Consider the following 21,058-nt stretch of genomic DNA (forward strand, 5'->3'; position numbering starts at 1 on the left):
CTGTTTCCGGAATTCGATCGTCCGGTTCGCCGGTTCGCCGGTGTGCAGGGATGGCGAAGGCGACCCGGAATTGCGCGCGGTATTTCGGGCGGAGACCCGACCGCGTCCGGGCCGGCGATCGGCCGGGATCCACAGGAGGTTGAATGCAGGCCGCAATGATCACCGACGACGCGGATGTGCGCGCCCGAGTACGGCGGATACTCGACCGGCCGCGACTGTGCGAGGAACGGGAGGAGATCTGGACGGCCGCCGCAGCCGGGGGAGGCGACCTCCCGCACGCCGAGGCGACCTATCGCGCGCTGGGCGCCGCGGGCCTGCTCGCGCCGCACTGGCCGCGCGCGTACGGCGGACTGCACGCCGACCCGTACGCCGCGGCGACGGTCGCGGAGGAACTCGCCCTGCACGGCGTCCCGGACAGCGTCCGGGTGAACACCGTCGACAACGCGGGAGCCACCCTTCTCGCGGCCGGGACCCCCGAACAACGGGCCCGACATCTGCCGGGCATGGCCGCGGGCACGACCGCGTTCGCCGTCTTCTACACCGAACCGGAGGTCGGCAGCGACCTCGGCGCCCTCGCCACCCGGGCCGAGCCGACCGGGAACGGGTGGCGACTGAACGGCGCCAAGGCGTGGAACGCCCGTACCTCGTCCGCCGAGTTCGCCATCTGTGCGGCCCGGACCCCCGGGGGCGGCAACAAGTACGCGGACATCAGCCTGTTCGTGCTCCCGCTGTCCGCCCCGGGCGTGCACATCACGGCGATCCCCACGATCAACCCCGAAGTGTTCTTCCACGTCCGGCTCGACGATGTCGCCCTGCCGCACGACGCGTTGGTGGGACGGCCGGGACAGGGCTGGTCGTTGCTCTCCCAGGCGCTGGGCCTGGAACGCACCGGCATCTGCTTCGCCGGTCGGGCCCGGCGCTGGCTCGACCGGCTGATCGCCGCTCTGCGCGCCGGGGGCCGACTCGGGGCCGCCGAGGAACGGCACGCGCTGCGGGCCCTGGACGCCCGAGTCGAGGCGTGCAGACTGCTGGCATGGCGGGCCGTGCAGGACGTGGCCGAGCGGCGAACCGGTGCGTCCTCGGCCGCGGCGGCCAAGTGGTGGGCCAGCGAACTGGCCCAACACGTCGCCTGGTTGTCCTGGGAACTGCTGGGGCCGCCACCGGCCGGGAGCGCCGGCCATCCGCTGTTCCCCGATCTGTTGCTCGCGGTGCGCGAGGCCCCCGGGCTCACCCTCGCCGCCGGCACCTCCGAGGTACTCCTGAACACGGTCGCCGCCGACCTGCTGGACGGCGAGGACCCATGGGAACGGGAAGTGGTCTGAGATGTTCGTCCGCACCGCGTGGCAGCGGCGGCTCGTCCGCGACTTCGACACCGCCTGGCAACACTGCGTCGGCGACGACGCCCCGGAGCACGCGCGAGCACAATTGCACCGCAACGGCTGGCACGACCTGCTCGTGAGCGCCCGGGACGGCGGCCTGGGCCTGGGCGGCCCGGAGGCGGCGTTGCTCGCCGAGAGCCTGGGCCGCGCCCTGCTCCCCGGCGAGGTCCTGGACCCCGTCCTGGTCGCGACCACGGCGGCCCGTCCACACACCCCGATGCGGACGGGCGACGAGGGTCCCCGGGTGGCGATCTGCCCACCGACCCACCCCCGCGCCACCCGCGCGGACGGGTCGATCGGGTACCTGCTGCACCGGGTACCCGACCTCCTCCTGGTCCCCGAAGGCCCCACCCGGCTGCGCACGATCTCGCGCGAAGACCTGGTCGGCCGGGAGCACGCGGGTCCCGCCGGCGACCTGTGGGCGGTCGCCCCGCGATCGCCCGCGCCCGGGGAACCGCCGCCGGGAACCTGTGCCGACGCGGGAGCCCTGTGGGCCCGGGCGGTCCTGCTCCGGGCCGCCCACCTGCTCGGGATCGGCGTCGTCGCCGTGACCGCCGGGCTCTCCCGGGCCCGGGAACGAGACCAGTTCGGCCGCTCCATCGGCCGCTACCAGAGCGTGGCCGTTCCGCTCGCCGCCGGACGCGCCCGGCTGGAAGGACTGCGCCTGGCGATCGGCGAGCAACTCCTGTGCCTGGAGGAGGATCCCGACGACGCCCCGGGTGTGCTCGGCCGCGCCGAGGCGATCATGGAGGCGCTTCGCCCCCTGGTCCGGGACTGTGTCACCCACGGCCTGCACGTGCACGGCGCCGCGGGACTCGCGGAGGAGCGGATCGCGACCCGGTGCTATCGCCGGTTCCTCGCCGAGACCCCCGCCCGGCCCTCATGGCCGCAGGCCGGCGAACATCCACCGGCGGAGCCCGCGCGCCGACCCCGCGTGGTCGGCCCGCCCGTCCCCGCCGACCCCGTCGCGTCGGCCCGGCGGCGTGTTCCGCACGTGGTCGACGACACCGCGGTCGCCCGCCCCGGTGACGCGACCGTGCACGGACTGTTCGAACAGGCCGCGGCCCGGTACCCGGACCGCCCGGCGGTCCGGTTCGGCGCCACGACCTCGGACTATCGAGAGGTGAACGAACGCGCCAACCGGCTCGCGCACGTCCTGCGTGAACACGGTGTCGGCCCGGACACTCCCGTCGGGGTCTGCCTGGACCGCGACCTCGACGCGATCGTGGCGATCCTGGCCGTGCTCAAGGCCGGCGGCGCCTACGTGCCCATCGACCCCGAATACCCCCCGGCCCGCATCGCCTTCCTGCTCGAGGACAGCGCGGCCGTCCTGCTGCTGACCCGCGCGTGGATGCGCGACTGGCTCCCCGACACGCACGTGCCGATCCTGTTCGTGGACCACCTCCGAGACCGCGTCGACCGGGCTCCGCACACACCGCCCGACAGTGCGGTCACCGCGGCCCACCTGGCATACGTCATCTACACCTCGGGATCCACCGGGACTCCCAAGGGCGTCGAGATCGAGCACCGCAACCTGGTGAACCGGCTGCTCTGGGACGCCCGGAGGTTTCCGCTCACCGCGGACGACGCGATCCTGCAACACACCTCGCTCAGCTTCGACATCTCGGTCTGGGAAATCTTCGCGCCGCTGATCTCCGGCGCCCGGCTGGTGGTGGCCCCGCCCAAGGCCACGCGCGACCCGCACGCCCTGCTCGCCGAGTCGGCCGCGACGGGTGTCACCGTGCTGGCGTGCGTGCCCTCGCTGCTGGACCTGCTGGTGGAGGAACGCGAACCGGCGCTCGCCGATCTCCCGGGCCTGCGCTACGTCTTCAGCGGAGGCGAGGTGCTCTCCCCGGAGTTGGTGGCACGTTTTCACGCCGCGACCACCGGGATCGAACTGCACAACTTCTACGGACCCAGCGAATGCACCATCGACGTCACCCACTGGCATTGCCGCCGCACGGACCCCGAGGGACCGATACCGATCGGCACACCCATCGACAACGTCCGCGTGCACGTCCTCGACGAGTACGGCATGCCGGTGCCCATCGGCTACCCCGGGGAACTCCACGTCGCCGGCGCCGGACTCGCCCGGGGCTACCGCGCCAGGCCCGGCCCGACCGCCGAACGCTTCGCCCCGGATCCCTTCGCGAACACCCCCGGCGGCAGGCTCTATCGCACCGGCGACGTGGTGATCCCGCGCCGCGACGGCGCGTTGGAGTTCCTCGGCCGCTCCGACCACCAGGTCAAGATCCGCGGCCACCGGATCGAACCGGGCGAGATCCAGGACGCCCTGGAGGCCCACCCACACGTGCGCACGGCCGTCCTGAACGTGATCGACGGACGCATCGAAGCGCACGTGGTCCCCGCCGAGGGCGTCGAGTTCGACGAGGGCCGGCTCCGAGCCCATCTGCGCGAGCGCCTGCCCGAGTACATGCTCCCCTCCGGAATCGGCGCGCTCGACGCGATCCCACTGGAGACGAACGGCAAGATCGACCGCCGCGCGCTGCCGAACCTGGCGGCGCGGCGGGCCGCACGGGACCGGGGCGGCGAGGGTGACGAGGGCGAACGCGCGCTGTCCGCCCTGGCCGCACGCGTGCTCGGCGTCGCGCACGTCGCAGCGACCGACGACTTCTTCGCCGCCGGCGGAAGTTCGCTGCACGCCGCCCGCTTCGTCGCGCGGGCGCGCCGCGAACTGGGCATCGACATCGACCTGGAGCACTTCCTCGCCGCACCGACCGTCGCCGCGGTGTCCGCACGATCGAAACAGGCCCACGACACGACGACGGCGGGAGGCGCCGATGCCTGAGAGCAATCGCTGGATCCTGCCCACGCCCGAGCCCGATCCGGACTGCCGGGCACGGTTGTACTGCTTTCCGCACGCCGGAGGCGCAAGCGGCACGTACGCCGGCTGGACGGCGGACCTGCGCCCCGAGTTCGACGCCCGCCCCGTCGTCCTGCCCGGCCGCGACACCAGGCCGGACGAACCCGTACCGGCCGACATGAGCACCCTGGCGGACGCGGCGGCGGACGGGCTGGCCGAACACATGCGGACCGGGCCCGCCCTGCCGTACGCGCTCTTCGGCCACAGCCTCGGCGCGATCACCGCGTACGAAACGGCCCGGCGCCTGAGCGCGCGCGGCCGGCCACCCGCGCTCCTGATCGTGTCCGGCAGCGAAGCCCCCTGGCGAACCGGCGAACGTGCCCGCGACCGCCACCGGTGGCCCGACGACGAATTCCTGGCCGAGATCGCCCGACTCGGCGGCAGTGCGGCGGCCGGCCCCGAGGAAACCGAACTGCTGCGGGCGATCCTGCCGCGCCTGCGCGCCGACTACACGATCGCCGAGACGTACACACACGTGCCGGGCGCGCCGCTCACCTGCCCGATCGCCGTATACGCCGGACAGGAGGACGACCTGGTCGCCGAAGCGAGACTGCCCGAGTGGGCCCGGGTCGGCCCGCCGACGTCGACACCCCTCGTTCGACGCTTTCCCGGAGGGCACTTCCACCTCGACGACGCACGGCCCTTCGTGCTTCGCGCCTTGCGGACGGACCTGGCCAAGGCCCTGGAGGGCGGCTGAACAACCGGGTCGTCCCGCGACCCGCACCCGCACCCCGGTCGGTTCAGGTGCGGGCCGCGAGGCGTTCGCGTTGGGGGATCACCGTGTACCTGGGGTCCCGGGCCGAGGCCATGCCCGCGGCGAAGACGCCGAAGCGCGTGCACACCGAGCCCGCGAGCAGCGCCGCGCCGGCGGCGGCGGCGGTGATCCGGCGTGCGGTGGGCCCGACCGTCCGGGCACCGGACACGGCCGCACCGAGTGCGCCGGCAGCGGTCAACACCTCGGCGGCCCGGATCAGCCGCCCGGCCCGGCCCCGGCGGTACGTTTCGGCGACCACGCCCATGCGGGCCCGCATTCGGCGCGCCGCGGCCAGTTCCACGACCGCGCCGCCGATCGCGGTGCGCCGGGCCGGACCCGCCTGGCCGGGCGGGGTGGCGAGCAGGGCCAGACCGGACGCCGCGCTCGCGGCCGATCCGGCGAAGACGAACGGGAGTTCGCGGTGGCCCTCGTGCCACGCCGGTACGGCGGTATCCGCGAACAGGACCGCCGTATAGGTGGCGACGGCCGGGCCGAGCAGGGCCGCGCCGGCGGTCGCGGTGCGCCCGACCCGGGGGAGCAGGCCGCTTACGTCGGTGATCGCGGCGAGCCCGGCGGCGGGGCCGTACGCCGCGAGCAGCCACGAGCCCATGCTCATCGGCGACGTCGGCTTGAACACGCGCAGCATGTTCGCGAAACGTTCCGGCCGGCCCAGGTCGTGCACGAGGGCGACGGCCGACAGCGAGATGCCGCCCAGCGCCGCGACCTTGCCCACCCGCGCGAGCGCCGGACGTCCGGTCGCCTGCGCGCCCGCCGCCAGCAGCGAGGACGCGCCCGCCAGACCACCCAGGAAGATGTAGCCGGCGATATCGGTCGCCGCCCACACCGGAGCCTTGACGATCGGTCGCCCGTAGTACGACGTGGTCTCGACCTCGGGGACCATCCGCGTCTCACCGCGCGTCATCGCCGTCCTCCTCGGGACACGAACGCGGCCGCGACCCCGGCCGCCAGGGTGAGCGCCGCCGCACCCGCGTGCCGCCACATCGCGGGCAGATCGCGCGTGGTCACCACCGGATCCGGCGGCAGACCGTAGACCTCGGGCTCGTCCAGGAGCAGGAAGAACGCCCCGTCACCACCCACCCCGTCCGCGGGATCCTCGCCGTACAACCGCGCCTCGGGCACACCGTCGGCATGCAGATCGGCCACCCGCTCCCGGGCCGCCGCGCGCAACTCGTCCAGCGGCCCGAACCGGATCGACTCGGTCGGACACGCCTTCGCGCAGGCCGGTTCGGCCCCCACGCCCAGCCGGTCGTAACACATCGTGCACTTGAACACCCGTCCGTCCTCGGGACGTTGGTCGATCACGCCGTACGGACAGGCGGGAACGCAGTAGCCGCAGCCGTTGCAGATGTCCTGCTGGACCACGACCGTGCCGAATTCGGTCCGAAACAGCGAACCGGTGGGGCACACGTCCAGGCACGCCGCGTGCGTGCAGTGCTTGCACACGTCGGAGGACATCAGCCAGCGCATCGCATCGCCGGCCGGTGCGGAGGCATCGCCGTCCGCGGCCCGCACCGGCCGGTCCTGCTCGATGAACGCGACATGGCGCCACGTGCTCGCACCCAGGCCCGCGCTGTTGTCGTAGGACATCCCGGTGAGTTCGAGACCGTCCTGCGGGATGGCGTTCCACTCCTTGCACGCCACTTCGCACGCCTTGCACCCGATGCACACCGACGTATCGGTGAAGAAGCCCATGCGCGGCGGGTGCGCCTCGCCCCACCCGGCCGTGCCCGCCGGATCCTCCGGCCCGTCCGCGGGGTCCCTCGGTGCGCGCCCGATCCCGCCGATGAACTGCGCCATGTCAGACCTCCGTTCCGGTCCGCTCGGTGATCCCCGCCCGGCGGCGATACCCGGCGACGAACCGCAACAACTCGGGCCCGCGTGGGCGCCGACCCGGTCGGATGTCCGCGCTCATCGCCTTGACCTCCTGGATGTGCACGTTCGGATCGAGCGTGATCGAGGCCAGCTCGTTGGCCGCGTCGCCCCGGCTCATCCCGTTGGGACCCCAGTGGAACGGCAACCCGATCTGATGCAGTGTGCGTCCGCGCACCGTCAGCGGTCGCATCCGTCGCGTCACCATCACCCGGGCCTCGATCGCGGTCCGCGCGGTGACGATCGTCGCCCACCCCATGTGTTCCAGGCCGCGCTCCGCCGCCAACTCCGGCGACACCTCGCAGAAGAACTCCGGTTGCAGTTCGGCCAGATAGGGCACCCAGCGGCTCATCCCACCGGCGGTGAAATGCTCGGTGAGCCGATGCGTGGTCACCACGAACGGGAACACCTCGCTGCCCGGCTCGTCCCCGCTGGGATGCGAGCGATTGTGCCGACGAGCGAACACCTGACGGACCGGGTTGCGCGAGTGCTCCGGGTGGAGCGGGTTCACGAACGGCGAGTCCTGCGGCTCGTAGTGGGTGGGCAACGGCCCGTCCACCAGTCCCGCCGGTGCGTACAACCAGCCCTTGCCGTCCGCCTGTATGATGAACGGATCGTCGCCCGCCAACGCCTCGGCGCCGCGCGCCCCCTCCGGGGGCCGGTAGTGCGGGGACTTGTCCGGCGGGAAGTCCGGCACATCCGGCCCGGTCCACCGCCCCGCCTGCTCGTCCCACCGCAACAACGCCTTGCGCTCGCTCCACGGCCGGCCGTCCGGATCGGCGGACGCCCGGTTGTACAGGATGCGCCGATTCGCCGGCCACGCCCACGCCCACTCCGCCGCGAGCCAGTCCTGCTCGGTGTGCGGCTTGCGCCGCGCGGCCTGATTGATCCCGTCCGCGTACACCCCGCAGTAGATCCAACAACCGCACGACGTGGACCCGTCGTCGGCCAACTCGGTGTAGGCGGAGAGGTGTTCACCGTCGGGTCCGAAGCCGTTGATCTCGGCCAGGATCGCCTCCGCGGCCGGGTCGTCGTAGCGTCCCTCGGTCGGGTAGTCCCAGGTCAGATCGAGTACCGCGCGGTCCATCGGGTCGGTGGAGTCGGCGAGTCGTGCGCGGATCAGCCGGCCCAGGTGGTACACGAACCACAGGTCGCTGCGCGCGTCGCCGCTCGGTTCGACCGCCTGGTGATGCCACTGCAACCAGCGATTGGTGTTGGTGAACGAGCCCGACTTCTCGGTGTGCGACGCGGCCGGGAAGAAGAACACCTCGGTGCCGATCTCCTCGGTACGCATCTCGCCCGTCTCGATCTCGGGCCCGTCCCGCCACCACGTCGCCGATTCGATCAGCGAGAAATCGCGCACCACGAGCCAGTCGAGCTCCGCCATCCCCATGCGCTGCATGCGCGCGTTCGCCGAACCCACCGCCGGATTCTCACCCATCAGGAAGAAGCCCTTGCAGACCCCGTCCAGCTGGGCCAGCACCGTGTCGTAGGTACTGTGCGAACCGGTCAGGCGTGGCACGTGACCGAAGCAGAAGTCGTTCTCGGCCGTGGCCGCGTCGCCGAAATACGCCTTGAGCAGACTCACCGTGTACTTGCGCATGTCCGCCCAGTAGCCCTTCTCGGCCACCATCGTCTCGATATAGCTGTCGAGGTCCTCGTCCACGTGCGCGTGCGGCATCGGCAGATAACCCGGCAGCAGATCGAACAGGGTCGGGATGTCGCTCGACCCCTGGATGCTGGCGTGCCCGCGCAGGGCCTGGATGCCCCCGCCGGGCCGACCCACATTGCCCAGGAGCAACTGCAGGATCGAGGCCGTGCGGATGTACTGCGCGCCCACGGAATGTTGCGTCCAGCCGACCGCGTACACGAAGGCGGAGGTGCGCTCGCGACCGGAGTTCTCGGTCAACGCACGACACACCCGCAGGAACGTCTCGGCGGGCACGCCGCACGTCTCCTGGACGAACTCGGGTGTGTAGCGCGCGAAATGCCGCTTGAGCACCTGATAGACGCAGCGCGGATGGGACAACGTCGCGTCGCGCGGCACGTTCGTGTGCGTCGGCGCGCCACCCGAACCGTGCGTCTCGCTGCGCCCGGCCTCGGACACCTTCCGCCGATGCTCGCCCGTGCGGTCGTCGTGGCGCGTGTCCCGGTCGCCCACCGCAGGCTCGACCGGACCACCCTCGTAGGCCCACGAACTCTGGTCGTAGGTGCGATTGTCCACGTCCAGGCCGGAGAACACCCCGGCCAGATCCTCGGTGTCCCGGAAATCCTCGCCGACCAGCGTCGCGGCATTGGTGTACGCGAGCACGAATTCGCGGAAGTCCTTGCCCTCGGTGAGCACGTGGTTGATCACGCCGCCGAGGAAGGCGATGTCCGACCCGGCCCGGATCGGCATGTGCAGATCGGCCAACGCACTCGTACGGGTGAACCGAGGGTCGATGTGGATCACCGTCGCGCCGCGTTTCTTCGCCTCCATCACCCACTGGAAGCCCACCGGGTGCGCCTCGGCGTAGTTCGAACCCTGGATCACGATGCAGTCGGAGTGCTGAAGGTCCTGCATGAACATCGTCGCGCCGCCACGACCGAACGTGGTCCCCAACCCCGCGACCGTCGAGCTGTGACAGACCCGGGCCTGGTTCTCCACCTGCACCACGCCCAGCCCGGTGAACAGCTTCTTGATCAGGTAGTTCTCCTCGTTGTCCAGCGTCGCGCCGCCCAGACTCGCGATGCCCAGGGTGCGGGCGACCCGCTTGCCGTCCTGTTCCCACTGCCACGTGTCCCGGCGGGTGCGCACGACCCGATCGGCGACCATGCGCATCGCGGTGTCCAGGTCGAGTTCGCTCCACTCGCTCGCGTACGGCGCGCGATACAGCACTTTGTCCCGGCGGGCCGAGCCGGTGGTGAGCTGGAGCGTCGCCGAGCCCTTGGGACACAACCGACCCCGACTCACCGGCGAATTCGGGTCGCCCTCGATCTGGACGACGCGCTCGTCCTTGACGTAGACCTGCTGCCCGCAGCCCACCGCGCAGTACGGGCACACCGACGGAACCACCCGATCGGCGTCGGCGATCCGCGGCCGCAGGTCGGCGGTCTCGGCCGAACGCGCCGCGGCGCCGCGTCCGAGCCGGTCGGCGCCGGTGAGCTGGCGTCGGACGGGCCACTCGCGCCACCACGTACGTGGGTCCACATCAGCTCCCTGCCGGTCTCGGTCCACGACCCGAGACGACTACCCGGGGCGGCGGGGGCCATTCCTGGCATATGGCCCAAGCGGCCGTGTCGGGCCGGGACGGGAGGGGGCGGCGCCGCCCCGGCCCGGTCCGGAGACGAGACGCGCGTCGGGTCGGAACCGGGGCGGCGCTGCCGGACCGCGGGCGCGGACGCGCGCTTGTGTCGGTTGCGACGATCACGCAGTCCCGTCGAGCGTCGAACGCGAGGTTGAACCGATCCTCGACTTTGGCGGTAGCCCCGACCATCCGGAGTCACGAACCGGTCACCGGCCCGCTCCCGGCGTGGGTGCGTCTGGTAGACGTGTGTGATGACCACCGCCGGTACAAGACTCGAACGGCGCATCCGACGCGACTTCCCCGAACCGGGCTCCGCGCCGGAAGTGTTGCGCATTCTCGACGCCCTTCCGGATGCTGCGGGGCATGACCGGGAGGTATTGCGCAGTGAACGCGTCCGAGCCGCGATCGTCCTGCTCGCCGAGGGCGACATCGGCAGGTTCCGCCGAGCCGTCGAACTCGCCGAGGTGGACTGGCGCGACCTGCTGCTGGACGCGGAACTCGCCGATGCGGATTGGCCCGACCGTCTCGACACCGAACTCGGCCCGGAGCATCCCGGCGCGTGACACCGATGCTTGCGACGGACTGCTCCCTGCCGAACGAGGCGTGTGCGACGGCGTTCAGGGCGCCGAAGGAAGAGGCAGCCCGGCCGGATCCCGCTCCCTGGTCCGGTCGGTGCCGCGCCGTCGTGTGCGTTGGGAATCAGGGCTGGGTCACGCTCGCGTCGTCGGTGATGTGGAGTTGTGCGTTGTAATCGACTCCGCAGTTCGCGCCGCGTCGGGTTCGTCGTGGCGTGATGGTGAGCCGTGAAACAACCGGCGCGGCGTCGGCGGTACGCACCTGCACCGTGGCCTCCACCGCCTCCGCCGTCAACACCGAGTCGGAAACCGTGCCGACCCGCCCGGCGCCCTCCCGGGCCGGCCGCAGCGTCACCGACGGCTCGTCGCACGACGCGGCGCGACAGAGGCGTATGGATACGTTGGTGACTCGATCGGCCAGGCCGGGGGCAATGTCGATCCGCACGGGAGCCGACCAGGAGGCAGTACAGACGACCTCGGAGTCCGACCCGGTACACGCCCCCAGGACGGCCACGGCGCCAAGGATGCCTGCGGTCGTCGATAATCCTCTGCGCACGGTTCGGATCCGTTCATGGTGCCGGTCGGGAGTGCTGATGCGGATATGGGTATAGCGGACGTTCGCTGCGAGGTTCTGGTGGCCGGAGCATATTTCGCCGACCTGATCTTCCGTGATCTACCCCGCGCGCCCGCCGCGGGGCGCGAGACGTTCGCGGGTGGGTTCGAGATGTTGCCCGGTGGTGCCTTCAACCCGGCGGTGGCGCTGCACCGGCTGGGGAACGACGTGGTCTGGGCCACCGATTTCGGCGAGGACGAGTTCAGCCGGTACGTCCTGGCCGGGGCCCGCGCCGCGGGGCTGGACGAGTCCGGATTCCGGTACCACCAGGGTCCTTTGCGTAGTGTCACGGTCGCGCTCTCGGATGCCGGCGACCGGGCCATGGTCAGTTTTCAGGACCCGATGACACCGCGCCCACTGCACGAACTGGTGCGAGTGTATCGGCCGAAGGTCCTGGTACTGCCGGAACTGCGGCACGGCCCGGGAGTCGCGGAGACGCTGCGGGTGGTGCGAGATTCGGGCACGTCGATCTTCATGGACTGCCAGGACGTCCCGGTGACGCTGGAGACCGCGACCGTGCGCGAAGTCCTGTCCCACGTCGACGTCTTCGCGCCCAACCTCGACGAGGCACGACGCCTCACCGGGGCCGCCACGGCGGACGACGCGGCGACGTTGTTGGGCGAACTGGTGGACACGGTCCTGATCAAGCGCGGCGAACAGGGCGCGTTGGCGCTGCGCGCCGAGGGCCGGTTCGCCGTTCCCGCCGTGCCGGTTCGTGTGGTGGACACCACCGGGTCCGGCGATTGCTTCAACGCCGGTTTCGTACACGGCATTCTCGCCGACTGGGATCTGCCCCGGTGCCTGGCGGCGGCGGTGGCCTGTGGATCGGCGGCCGCCACGTCGCCGGGGTCGGGCGGGGCTCCGGACGCCGAGCAATTGTCCGCGTGGCTTGCCAAGGTCGGTCCCATATCGTCGAGTTGAGCGGTGGCGCGAGCGGCGCAGGCCACATCTCACCTTTGGTAGTCGCGGCACTCCCCACGGTTTCCCGTACGTGTTAGCGTTCGCTGATCGTCGGTCGACCACGCTCTCCGGCTCATCGGGCGGAGGGCGTTTCGCGTACGTCGACCAACACCCCCTCGTGGGTGCGGTGTTCGAGGCATGCGAATCCGGTCGGTCGGGGGGTACGCGGTGGGGGTCCTGGTCACCGATCTGGACGGCACGTTGCTGGGTGGCACGGACGCCGAACGCCGTCGGCTGCACGGGATTCTCTCGCGCGATCCGCGGATCACGGTGGTCTTCGCCACCGGTCGCGGACTGGCCTCGGTGCGCGAGGTGCTCGCCGATCCGCTCGTGCCCAGACCACGGTGGATCATTGCCGACGTCGGAGCCAGTGTGGCCGACGGCAGGGACCTGAGCACCGTCATGGATGTGCAGTCCCGGTTGCGCGAGGGTTGGCCCGGTGCGGCCCGGGTGCGTGACGCACTCTCCGGATTCCCGGCGCTGAGGTACCAGGAGGGGGTGGCGCAGGACGGACGGTGTTCCTTTCACCTGCGTCCGGGCGACCTGACCGGCGAACTCGTCTCCGCGGTGGCCGCGTTGGGGTGCTCGTGGGCGTACTCGGCCGATCGGTACTTCGACGTGCTGCCGCCGAGGGCGAGCAAGGGTGCCGCGGTGCGGGCGCTGGCCCGCGCACAGGGTTGGGCGCTCGCGGACGTGCTGGTCGCCGGCGACTCGCTGAACGATCTGTCGATGTTCGGCATCGGCGCGCACGGCGTGGTGGTCGGTGGCGCCGAACCCGCCCTCGGTCGGGCGGTGGCCGCGGACGAGACGGTGTACCGCACCGAGCAGCACGGCGCGGCGGGGATCGTTGCCGGCTTGCGGAACCTGGGCTGGGTGGCGCCGGAACACGCGTTGGTCGTGGGCTACCACCGGCCACCACGGGTGTGGACATCGACCGGTTGGCGCGCTCCGACCAGCCCGAACGGAATCCTGCCGACCCTGTGTGCGGTTCTGGGCGCCGAACGCGGGGACGGCCACGACGTCTCGGCCCTGTGGGTCGCGGGATCGGTGGTCGACGACGATCTGCCCGATCCGGACGTCGGGGAGCACGGTCTTCGGCCTGCCCTGTCGCTGGAACGCTTCGATTACGCCGCCTGGTCGGCGTACTTCCACCGAGCCTGCAAGGAGACGTTGTGGCCGGCGCTGATGTCGCAGCCGGAACGCATGTGCTTCGACAGCGCGGCCTGGACCGAGTACCGCACCGTGAACCGCCGCTTCGCCGAACACATCGCGGACCGAGCCGCCGAGCGGGCGACAATCTGGCTGCACGACTACAACCTGTGGCTCGTGCCGGGACTGCTGCGTGCCGCGCGGCCGGATCTGCGGGTCGGACTGTTTCACCACACGCCCTTCCCACCGGTGCGGATCTTCGATGCGCTGCCGGTCGCGGCGGAGGTGCGGACGTCCCTGACGGCGCTGGACTGGGCCGGATTCCAGACCGAGGGATTCGCCGCCAACTTCCGGGCCACCCTGGGCGAGAGCGATGCGCCGCCGCGGGTGAGCGTGCATCCGCTGGGTGTCGACCGTGAGGCCATCGACGCGCTGGTCCGCGCCCGAGGCCCGCGCGCGCGTTCCTTCACGGGGCGTCTGGTGCTTTCGGTCGAGCGCCTGGACTACGTGAAGGCCCCCGAGCGCAAGGTCGACGCCGTCGCCGCCCTCCTCGCAGCCGACCCGGCCCTGCACGGCCGCCTTCGGTTCCGACTCGTCTGCCCGCCGCCCGAACCGGGTATCACCGCCTACGACTCGACCCGGGTCGCCCTCGAAGACCGCATCGCCGACGTGAACGATCGATTCGGCACCGCGACCTGGCAACCGGTCGAATACCTCCCGCACAACCTCTCCTTCGTCGAGGTTCTCGACGAGTACCTCGCCGCGGACGTGTTCTGGGTGACCTCGCTCCAGGACGGGATGAACCTCACGGCGAAGGAGTTCGTGGCGGCACAGTCGGCCGCGGGCGGCTCCGGAGTGCTGGTGCTGTCGCGCTACGCCGGAGCGGCCGAGCAACTCGGCCGCGGCGCGCTGCTGACGGACCCGCGCTCGCCGATCGACCTCGTGCGGGTACTGCGGCGGGCGTTGCGGATGCCTCGGCGCGAACGACGTGCCCGCATGACTCGGCTGTCCACGGCCCTCGGGCACGAGCACCCCCGACACTGGGCGGCCGGGATCATCGCCGCCATCGAGGGTGGTGCCCCCGACCCGGGCCCACCCCCCGTCGCGGCCTCGGCCGCGGGCACCGCCTGACGTGCGCCGGCGCGACCTGCCGGCCGGGCTTGCCACGTGGGACGGAGAACGACCGCGTCCCGTACGGCCGTTGCCGGCGGCCGTACGGGACGCGGAGGGCGACCATCGCCGCCGACTTGCCGCCGGCGCGGAACGCACCGAGCCACTCCTCGATCGTGCGGCACCGAGGCGATCTCGTTGCCGTCAGCGGGTGAGGAAGGAGCGCAACGCGGTGATCAGTGCTGCCGGATTGTCCTCCTGCACGATGTGCCCCGCATTCGGTACTACCGCGAGTCGCCCGTCCGGGATGCGCTCGACCAGCCGTTCGGCGGTGGCCTGGGGGAGCACCCTGCTGCGTTCGCCGCGCACCAGCAGCACCGGAACCGCGGTCAGCCGGGCGGCCAGCCGCTCGATGGCCGCGAGGATGGCCGGGAAGTCGGGTGGGCGCGGATCGGCCTTCGGCACCCAACCGCCGTCGGGTGCACGGCGAAAGAGTGTGCTCATGCGGTAGGCGACTCCCGCACGGTCGGCGCGCGGATTCACCTGCATCGCGGCCTCGACCACCGATGCGAGTGCGCTCACGGGGCCGAGTCCGGCCATGAACGCCCGCACGCGCCGGGTGCTGTCGAAGTCCACGCCGGGTGCCACGTCGACGAGCGCCAGGCGTTCCACCCGGTCCGGCCGCGCATCGGCGACGTGGGCCGCGACCACGCCGCCGAGTGACATGCCGACCAGACGGATCCGATCGAGGCCCAGGTGGTCGGCCGCGGCGACGACGTCGGCCGCCATCGCGTCGATGCGGTAGTCGTCGGACCAGTCGCTGTCGCCGTGCCCACGCAGGTCGAGCGCCACCGGCCGGGCGGCGCCGCGCAGGCCGAGGCAGACGAAATCCCACGTGTGTGCGGTCAACCCGCCGCCGTGCAGCAGGAGCACCGGTGGGCCGGTTCCGCCCCAGTCCAATGCGTGCAACCGGCAGCCCGCACGGGAGAAGCGGATCTCGCGGGGCGGGGTCGGATCGTGGATGGCGACGCCCAGGGACGCCGCCAGTTCGGTCATCGTCGGAATCGTGAAGTGTGGGTGCACGGTGCCTCCCGCCTTACCTTGAGCAGTCAAGGTAAGGCGAGCTACCTTGAGTGGTCAAGGTAGGCTGTGGCGGTGGCCACCCGAGTTCGACGCAACCCCGACGACGCCCGGCGGATGATCCTGGAGGCGGCGAGCAGGTTGCTCGCCGCAGGCGGTCCGGCCGCCGTGCAGGTGCGCGCCGTGGCCGCCGAGGTCGGGGTGTCCGATGCCGCCGTCAACCACCACTTCGGCACGCGCGATCGACTACTGGAGTCGCTGCTGCGCTTCGGCGGGACGAAACTGAAGGCCGAACTGCACGCCGTGCTGGACGCGTGGACCGACGGCCCGATCGACCCCGCCGAGTTGGTGCACGCGCTGGCCGCGCTGTACGCCGACGGCTACGCCGAACTGGCGCTCGCGCTGCATCGGTCCGGTTGGCGGGACACCGGCAGCGGACTGCTCGACGAGGTGGTGGACCGGCTGCACGCCCAGGCGCTCCGGCACTGCGCGGCCACGGGACGAACGCCGCCGGCACGCGAGGCGGTCCAGTTGACGGTGGCGGGATTGCACCAGGCCGTCGCGACCGATCCGGTACTGGGCAGTGAATTTCGCAGGAGCGTCGGGCTCGACGAGACCGCGCGGGAGCGCATGCTCGACTGGTGGGTCGAGATCCTGCGCACGACCGTTGCCGGACAGGACCCCGACTCGACTCCGGGATGATGTCGCGCCGAGGAACTCCCCCGTTCTTTGCCGCGCTTTCACGTGGATACCTCTTCGGTGCGACGTTCGACCGGGTGGGCCGCGTCGAGGTGCGGCAGCCGACGCAGGGCCAGGAACAGGCGCAGTGCGAACAGCCCGAGGAAGGTCGCCAGGACGGCGGTCAGGAAGATCAGCGAACCGGCGAGGGCGTCGTCGGCATGACGGGCGGTCTCGACGAGCATGCCGACCAGGGCCGCGCAGACGATGAGGGCGACGTGGTTGGAGGCCCAGAACACCACGGGCGTCATGCGGCGGGGATCGTGGTCGGCGAGCGCGCCGGAACGCAGGCGGGCGATCAGCCATACCGACATCGGCGCGGTGCCGGCCATGGCCGCCCCGACCGGCCAGGGGATCCACCCGGCGAGGGTGAACGCGATCAGTGCGGTGTAGGCGCCGATCTGACACAGGCCGATGATCGTGACGGCCCGACGGGGCCCGAGCAGGACCGGGAGGGTGCGTTTGCCGACCCGGGTGTCGGATTCGATGTCGGCGAGGTTCATCACCATCATGCGGGCCGCCTGGAGCACCGCGGTCGGGGCGAGGATCAACAGGATCAGCCCGGGCACGGTGCCGCCGAGCAGTGACACCGCCACCAGGGGCCAGATGCCGTTGAGGCCCACGGCCACGGTCACTTCGCCCAGGCCCCGATAGTTGAGGCGCAGCGGTGGCGCGGTGTAGAACCAGGCCAGCGCGATGCCGGCGGCGGCCATCAGGCGGGCGGGCAGGGTGGGCATCGAGACCGCGAGGAACACCGTGCCGGTGAGCAGCACGAAACTGGTGGACAGCGCCACGCTCGGGCGGACCAGCCCGTCGACCAGCGCCCTGCTGCCGCCGGTCCAGGGGGTGTAGTAGCGGTTGGCCCGATCCGCGTCGAGATCGAAGTACTCGTTGCAGTAGTGCGTCATCAGGTGGGTGCCCCAGGCGAAGCCCTGGGCCAGCGCGTACCACCCGAGGTCGATGCGGTGGCCCTCGTGCACGGCCACGGCGCCGCCCAGCGCGACGGGCAGCGTGTTGTAGAGCAGGAATCGTAATCGGGCCAGCCGGATGAAGCCGATCAACTCGGTGCGGGTCACGGCCCGGTTCCCGGGAACGCACCGGGCGCGCCGGGCACGCTGAACTCGTTCATGACGGATATCCCTTCGGCGCGGTGTCGGTGACCCGGCCGAGATCCGCCTGTGGCGGCCGAGGGTGCTCGACTACCTTCCGTGATGGACAATGCACGACCACGGTAGGGCCGCGACCGGCGTCGGGGAACCCCTCACGCTTCGCCTGCCACCCGCGCCCGACCGGGAGCACGGGCGCCGCCGACACGTCCCGAGGGCGCGCGGGCGTCCCGAGGGCGCGCGGGCCCCGCCGCGTACGCACCCGCAAAACCCTCGCGACCGGGGCCGGCCGGTACACCGCCGCGAACCATCGGACGAGGGAACGACGTTCACGAAACGCACGCCCCCCGCGGGCATCGCTGTGATGATGTGGTCGTCCACGCCCAAGCCACACCCATGGAGGCGCCGTGTCCGGAACCCCGCAGGAGATCTTCCGGAGGTACGTCCACGCCGGGACCGTGTCCCGCAATGCCGACGCCCTCGCCGAGTGCTTCACCGAGGACGGCGTCCTGGAGGCGCCGCTCGTGCCCGCCGGGGCCGCCTTTCCCGGGCGGTTGGTGGGTCGTGCGGCGATTCGCACCGCGATGACGGCCTACTACGAGCGACTGCCGGAGACGGACGATCGCGCACCGAACCTGGACAAGACCGCGTGCGTATTGCACGCCACCGCCGACCCCGACGTGTTCATCGCCGAGATCGACACGGTCTTCGACGGAGACGGTGGCGGCGAGGACACGACCGTTTCGCTGGTGCAGATCTTCCGCATCCGGGACGGGAAAATCGTCCGCCTGCGTGACTACTTTTCGCCGGACTTGGTGAGCTGATCGGGGCGGCGGTCTCGGTCCGCGACCCGGCGGGCGCCGTGCCGACCCGGTGTTCATGTCGGCGTCACGTGCCTGTCGTCGCGCGCTCATGCCGTCCTGCGACGGTAGCCCCGGGTGCCGGTTGTATGGACAACTTTGCGCACTCTCTGAGACCGAGGAGACGCCCATGGCTACCGCCCTGGATATCGGCGGCCTGTCCGCCGTGTGGCTGCGGGACAACTGCCCCTGCCCGCTGTGCCGCGACCCGCGAACCGGGCAGAAGTTGTTCGGGATCACCGACCTACCGCCGGACGCGATCGCCGCCGAAGTCCGCGAGCACGGCTCCGACGTGGAGATCGTGTGGGCGCCCGACGGGCACCGATCCGTCTACGCCCGCTCGTGGTTCGACGCGCCCGCGGAGCCGGACCCCAGGAGCGAGGACGCCAAGTCGTTGTGGGATGCCGCGGAACTGGGCGCGGAGTGCTTCGAGTTCCCCTGGAGCAGCTACCCGGGGGACCCGGCACCCGCACTGACCGCCGTGCAACGGCTCGGCCTCGCGGTGCTCCGCGACGTCCCCTGCGTCGAGGAGCAGGTACTGGCGGTGGCGGGGACTTTCGGCTTCGTGCGGGAAACGAACTACGGCCGGCTCTTCGACGTCCGGGTCGAGGACCGACCCAACAACCTCGCCTTCACCTCCGCGGCGATCACCCCGCACACCGACAACCCCTATCGCGATCCGGTGCCGACCGTGCAACTCCTGCACTGTCTGGCCAACGAGGCCGCCGGCGGCGACTCCGGCTTCGTCGACGGATTCCGGGCCGCCGCGCTGTTGCGCGAGGAACAGCCGGACGCATACCGGGTGTTGATCCGTACGCCGGTGCCGTTCGAGTTCCGCGACGCGCACACCGAACTGCGGGCGCACCGGCCGATCATCGGCGCGGACGCCGCCGGTCGCATCCGCGAGGTGCGCTTCAACAACCGGTCGATGGGCACCCTGCGGCTCCCGGCCGACGAACTCGCCGAGTTCTACGCGGCCTATCGCGCCTTCGCCGAGACGTTGAACCGGCCCGAATCGATGCTGACGCGGCGGCTGGAGCCGGGCGACTGCGTGGTGTTCGACAACACCCGGGTCCTGCACGCGCGTACCGCTTTCGACGGTGCGGGCAGGCGGCACCTACAGGGCTGCTACGCCGACCTGGACGGCCTCGCCGGCACGTTGGGCGTCCTCGTCCGCACGGCGGGGGACGCGGCATGACGCAGCGTCGGGAGATCGACACGGCCATTCTCGACGAACTCGCCGACCTTTTCGCCGACCAGGGTGCCGGCGAATACCTCGGCGAAGCGGTCACGATGGCCGAACACATGCTCCAGGCCGGGGCGATCGCCGAGGCCGAGGGCGCCCCCGAGCACCTGATCGCGGCGGCGCTGCTGCACGACATCGGGCACTTCCATGGGCCGCTGACCGGCCGCGACCTGATGGCGGGCCAGGACAACCGGCACAGCCACACCGGCGCGGACCGGCTCACCAAGCGGTTCGGGCCCGAGGTGACCGAGCCGATCCGGCTGCACGTGGCGGCGAAGCGCTACCTGTGCGCCACCGAGCCGGACTACGCGGCACGCCTGTCGGACGCGTCCGTGTACACGCTCGCCGTGCAGGGCGGCCCGATGGGTGAGGCCGAGGCGCGGGCCTTCGCGGACGGGCCGTACGCCGTCGACGCGGTCCGGGTGCGGCGCTGGGACGAGGCGGCCAAGGACGCCGACGCGCGCGTTCCGGACTTCGCCCATTTCCGGCCGCTGCTGACCGGGTTGCTGCTGCCGTGAACCGTCGGCCCGGTGCGCTCGGCCGCAGGGGCGGTCGGGGCGACCGTCCGCAAGCGGTCCGGTTGCCCGCCGCCGGCGCCCGACCGCCCGCCGCCGTCCCGGTCAGCCCCGTCGGCGGTGCAGCGCCGTCGTGGCCACCGAGTTGTGCACCGTGAACGCCACGGTGCCCGGGAGGTAGCGGTCCTGCGACCACTCCACGGGCACGCCCGCCGGATCCGTCGTGCGACGCCGCTCGCGGAGCAGTGACGTGCCCGGCGGGCAGCCCAGCAGCCGGGCGTCCTCCGCGTCGGCCGGCCACTGATCGATCGTGTGGTCGGCGTCGGTGAACAGCACGCCCAGCTCCTCCAGTGGTTCGGTGTGCGAGACCGCGTCGATCGGGAAACCCTGCACCAGCGCCCCGATCCGCTCCGGATAGACCGTGCGCTCGATCATCACCGGCACCCGGGAGAGCGTGCGCAGCCGCAACACCCGGTACACCGACGACCCCGGCTCCAGGCCCAACTGCGCGCACTCGCCCGGATCGGCCACCGCCGGCTCGACCGCCACGGTCCGCCCCCCGGGCTCCTCGCCGATCGAGCGCGCCCAGCGGGTGAAGCTCGACAATTCGGCGAAGCTCTGCGTCCGGGAGGCGCCCAGGACCACCCGACGGGTGCCGCGTCGGGACGTGACCATCCCGTCCGCGCGCAACACCGCGAGTGCCTGGCGCACCGTGCCGCGGGAGACACCGTAGTGCTGCGCGAGGTCGGCTTCGGTGGGCAATCGGCCCCCGGAGCCGTACCTGCCGGTCGTGATCGCCTCGCGCAGATCGGCCGCGACCTGCCGATACCGCGCCTCGCCCTGAACCCCCATCGCCACCCCCCGAATTCCCTTGCCGGGACGTCCGACCGTGGCGACCCTACCCGTTCGTCG

General features: G+C 71.7%; 17 protein-coding genes. 10 read left to right on the forward strand and 7 right to left on the reverse strand.

Features of this window, described 5'->3' with window-relative positions; translation table 11 throughout:
* Positions 1-143 precede the first annotated feature (143 nt).
* The 3 genes from ACIBM5_RS29195 to ACIBM5_RS29205 are packed head-to-tail and all read left to right on the forward strand — an operon-like array spanning position 144 to position 4,960.
* On the forward strand, positions 144-1,322 hold the full coding sequence (locus tag ACIBM5_RS29195; RefSeq protein ID WP_396009500.1) for an acyl-CoA dehydrogenase family protein: 1,179 nt from the start codon (positions 144-146) through the stop codon (positions 1,320-1,322).
* 1 nt (position 1,323) lies between these two features.
* On the forward strand, positions 1,324-4,188 hold the full coding sequence (locus tag ACIBM5_RS29200) for an amino acid adenylation domain-containing protein (RefSeq protein ID WP_396009501.1): 2,865 nt from the start codon (positions 1,324-1,326) through the stop codon (positions 4,186-4,188).
* Positions 4,181-4,960, forward strand: a complete 780-nt coding sequence (locus ACIBM5_RS29205) for a thioesterase II family protein (RefSeq protein ID WP_396009502.1) — start codon at positions 4,181-4,183, stop codon at positions 4,958-4,960. Before ACIBM5_RS29200 ends, ACIBM5_RS29205 begins: the two co-directional genes overlap by 8 nt.
* A gap of 43 nt (positions 4,961-5,003) precedes the next feature.
* Here the strand turns inward: ACIBM5_RS29205 and nrfD are convergent, their stop codons facing one another.
* Genes nrfD through fdh form a run of 3 tightly spaced genes read right to left on the reverse strand, consistent with a single transcriptional unit; the run spans position 5,004 to position 10,097 of the window.
* Positions 5,004-5,939, reverse strand: coding sequence for an NrfD/PsrC family molybdoenzyme membrane anchor subunit (gene nrfD, locus ACIBM5_RS29210; protein ID WP_396009503.1), 936 nt, complete (start codon positions 5,937-5,939; stop codon positions 5,004-5,006).
* Positions 5,936-6,835 (reverse strand): 4Fe-4S dicluster domain-containing protein, encoded by a 900-nt coding sequence (locus ACIBM5_RS29215; protein ID WP_396009504.1) that lies wholly within the window; start codon positions 6,833-6,835, stop codon positions 5,936-5,938. Before ACIBM5_RS29215 ends, nrfD begins: the two co-directional genes overlap by 4 nt.
* Position 6,836: 1 nt before the next feature.
* Positions 6,837-10,097: a formate dehydrogenase gene (gene fdh, locus ACIBM5_RS29220; RefSeq protein ID WP_396009505.1), complete on the reverse strand. Its 3,261-nt coding sequence runs from the start codon at positions 10,095-10,097 to the stop codon at positions 6,837-6,839.
* A gap of 348 nt (positions 10,098-10,445) precedes the next feature.
* On the opposite strand from fdh, the gene ACIBM5_RS29225 reads away from it, so the two are divergent.
* Positions 10,446-10,757, forward strand: coding sequence for a hypothetical protein (locus tag ACIBM5_RS29225; RefSeq protein ID WP_396009506.1), 312 nt, complete (start codon positions 10,446-10,448; stop codon positions 10,755-10,757).
* A gap of 136 nt (positions 10,758-10,893) precedes the next feature.
* Here ACIBM5_RS29225 and ACIBM5_RS29230 read toward each other — a convergent pair whose 3' ends face one another.
* The gene (locus ACIBM5_RS29230; RefSeq protein WP_396009507.1) at positions 10,894-11,124 is read right to left on the reverse strand and encodes a hypothetical protein; all 231 of its coding nucleotides are present in this window, start codon (positions 11,122-11,124) and stop codon (positions 10,894-10,896) included.
* A gap of 246 nt (positions 11,125-11,370) precedes the next feature.
* Between ACIBM5_RS29230 and ACIBM5_RS29235 the strand changes: the two genes are divergently transcribed.
* Together ACIBM5_RS29235 and ACIBM5_RS29240 are read left to right on the forward strand one after the other, a co-directional pair.
* Complete coding sequence (locus ACIBM5_RS29235) at positions 11,371-12,303, forward strand: carbohydrate kinase family protein (protein ID WP_396009508.1); 933 nt, start codon at positions 11,371-11,373, stop codon at positions 12,301-12,303.
* Positions 12,304-12,480: 177 nt separating this feature from the next.
* Positions 12,481-14,622: a trehalose-6-phosphate synthase gene (locus ACIBM5_RS29240; RefSeq protein WP_396009509.1), complete on the forward strand. Its 2,142-nt coding sequence runs from the start codon at positions 12,481-12,483 to the stop codon at positions 14,620-14,622.
* A 183-nt stretch (positions 14,623-14,805) separates the two neighbouring features.
* On the opposite strand, the gene ACIBM5_RS29245 is transcribed toward ACIBM5_RS29240, so the two are convergent.
* Positions 14,806-15,657: an alpha/beta fold hydrolase gene (locus ACIBM5_RS29245; protein WP_396009510.1), complete on the reverse strand. Its 852-nt coding sequence runs from the start codon at positions 15,655-15,657 to the stop codon at positions 14,806-14,808.
* Positions 15,658-15,756: 99 nt separating this feature from the next.
* Between ACIBM5_RS29245 and ACIBM5_RS29250 the strand changes: the two genes are divergently transcribed.
* A complete protein-coding gene (locus ACIBM5_RS29250) occupies positions 15,757-16,383 on the forward strand; it encodes a TetR family transcriptional regulator (protein WP_396009511.1) in 627 nt (208 codons plus the stop codon).
* 38 nt (positions 16,384-16,421) lie between these two features.
* Here ACIBM5_RS29250 and ACIBM5_RS29255 read toward each other — a convergent pair whose 3' ends face one another.
* Positions 16,422-17,495, reverse strand: a complete 1,074-nt coding sequence (locus tag ACIBM5_RS29255) for a prenyltransferase (protein ID WP_396009512.1) — start codon at positions 17,493-17,495, stop codon at positions 16,422-16,424.
* A gap of 437 nt (positions 17,496-17,932) precedes the next feature.
* On the opposite strand from ACIBM5_RS29255, the gene ACIBM5_RS29260 reads away from it, so the two are divergent.
* From ACIBM5_RS29260 to ACIBM5_RS29270, 3 genes are all read left to right on the forward strand, one after another.
* Positions 17,933-18,349 (forward strand): nuclear transport factor 2 family protein, encoded by a 417-nt coding sequence (locus ACIBM5_RS29260; protein WP_396009513.1) that lies wholly within the window; start codon positions 17,933-17,935, stop codon positions 18,347-18,349.
* Between the two features lie 166 nt (positions 18,350-18,515).
* Positions 18,516-19,583, forward strand: a complete 1,068-nt coding sequence (locus ACIBM5_RS29265) for a TauD/TfdA family dioxygenase (RefSeq protein WP_396009514.1) — start codon at positions 18,516-18,518, stop codon at positions 19,581-19,583.
* Positions 19,580-20,149, forward strand: a complete 570-nt coding sequence (locus tag ACIBM5_RS29270; protein WP_396009515.1) for a phosphonate degradation HD-domain oxygenase — start codon at positions 19,580-19,582, stop codon at positions 20,147-20,149. Before ACIBM5_RS29265 ends, ACIBM5_RS29270 begins: the two co-directional genes overlap by 4 nt.
* Before the next feature lie 102 nt (positions 20,150-20,251).
* Here the strand turns inward: ACIBM5_RS29270 and ACIBM5_RS29275 are convergent, their stop codons facing one another.
* Complete coding sequence (locus ACIBM5_RS29275) at positions 20,252-20,998, reverse strand: GntR family transcriptional regulator (protein WP_391584753.1); 747 nt, start codon at positions 20,996-20,998, stop codon at positions 20,252-20,254.
* Positions 20,999-21,058 lie beyond the last annotated feature (60 nt).

The organism is Embleya sp. NPDC050493, assembly GCF_044458105.1.
GTDB lineage: Bacteria > Actinomycetota > Actinomycetes > Streptomycetales > Streptomycetaceae > Embleya.